1 protein-coding gene and 2 pseudogenes are annotated in these 1,625 nt (G+C 69.2%); all 3 read left to right on the top strand.

Annotated elements, in window-relative coordinates; all coding sequences use genetic code 11:
- A partial coding sequence (locus tag ACWCO3_RS34485) for a M24 family metallopeptidase (RefSeq protein WP_450014185.1) occupies positions 1-560 on the top strand: 560 nt, incomplete at its 5' end.
- 144 nt (positions 561-704) lie between these two features.
- Positions 705-1,472 (top strand): annotated as a pseudogene (locus ACWCO3_RS34480) (ABC transporter substrate-binding protein); the annotation flags it as partial.
- Between the two features lie 59 nt (positions 1,473-1,531).
- A pseudogene (locus tag ACWCO3_RS34475) lies at positions 1,532-1,625 on the top strand (S26 family signal peptidase); the annotation flags it as partial.

The raw sequence follows: 1,625 nt of genomic DNA, 5'->3' as shown, positions 1-1,625 counted from the left end.
GGCACCTCTACACCGCCGACGTGACCCGCACCGTCCCGATCTCCGGCACCTTCACCCCGCTCCAGCGGCAGGTGTACGACATCGTGTACGCCGCGCAGCAGGCCGGCATCGACCTGATCAAGCCTGGAGTCAGGTTCGCTGAGGTCTCCGAGGTCTGCATGCGGACGCTTACCGAGGGCCTGGCGGCGCTGGGCGTGCTGCCGGTGAGCGTCGACGAGGCCATGGACAGCCGCTCCACCATCCACCGCCGATGGACGCTGCACGACTTCGGCCACATGCTCGGCATCGACGTCCACGACTGCGCCTCGGCTCGGCCCGAAAAATACCGCGACGGGGAGCTCGACGAGGGCTACGTGCTCACTGTGGAACCGGGCCTCTATTTCCAGCCCGACGACGACCTGGTCCCCGCCGAACTGCGTGGTCTCGGCATCCGCATCGAGGACGACATCCTGGTCACCGCCGGCGGCGCGGTGAATCTGTCGACGGGCTTGCCCAGCACGGCCGACGACGTCGAAACCTGGCTCGCCGTCCAGCGCGAAGCCGGCCCGCGGCTGCCCTGAGATGAGCGACACCGACGAGGCCGACCTGCTGTGCGCAGTGCTGTCCCACCTGACCGAGATCCACCACACCTACCGCAGGAGCGTTCTGTGACCCGGATCCGTCCGACCTTCCGACGCCTCGTGGCGTCGACCGTAGCGGCCGGGATGCTCGTCCTCGCCGGCTGCTCGGCCCCAACCAACCCGGACAGTGCAGCCGGCGGCGCGACACTGGTCGTGGCCACCTCCGACGAGCCCGACGCACTGAACCCGGTGCTCAACTTCGGCGTCGACGGCGCCGCGCTGATCTTCGACGGGCTCGTCTCCCGCGACGCTGACAACCGCCTCGTCCCCGGTCTTGCCGCGGCCCTGCCGACGGTGTCGCCCGACGGGCGCACCGTGACCGCCAAGCTGCGTAACGGCGTGCAGTTCCACGACGGCACCACACTGAGCGCACCGGACGTCGTCTTCACGTACCAGGCGGTGCTGGACCCGACTGTGGACTCCACGCTGCGCTCCGACCTCGACATGGTGGAGTCGGTGACCGCGCCCGACGCGTCCACGGTCGTGTTCGCGCTGCGCTACCCGTACGCGCCGTTCCTGCAGCGACTCACCCTCGGCATCGTGCCGTCGAAGCTGCTCAACGGTCAGGACATCAACACCACCGGGTTCAACCGGAAGCCGGTCGGCACCGGGCCGTACAGGGTCGAGTCCTGGACGCCTGGTGACCGGCTGGTGCTCACCGCCAACGAGCGCTACTTCGGTGGCCGGCCGGCGAACAACCGGATCGTGGTGGCGTTCGTCGCCGACGACAACGTCCGCGCCCAGCGGATGCGGGCCGGCGAGTTCGACGCCGCCGAGTTGCCACCGAAGCTCGCCAGCGGGTTCGACACCGACACCGCGTACCGGGTGCAGCGGGTGCCGACCGCCGACTACCGCGGCGTGATGCTGCCGATGGGCAACCCGGTCCTCGCCGACCCGGCGGTCCGCCGGGCACACTCAAGATCGATGACCGGGTGTTGGTCAACAAGCTGGTCTACGACTTCCGGTCGCCGCACCGCGGTGAGGTGATCGTGTTCAAAGCCCCCA

It is taken from the genome of Micromonospora sp. NPDC002411, assembly GCF_053592955.1.
Note: the sequence above shows the minus strand (reverse complement) of the source record. Positions and strands in the feature narration are given on the sequence as shown.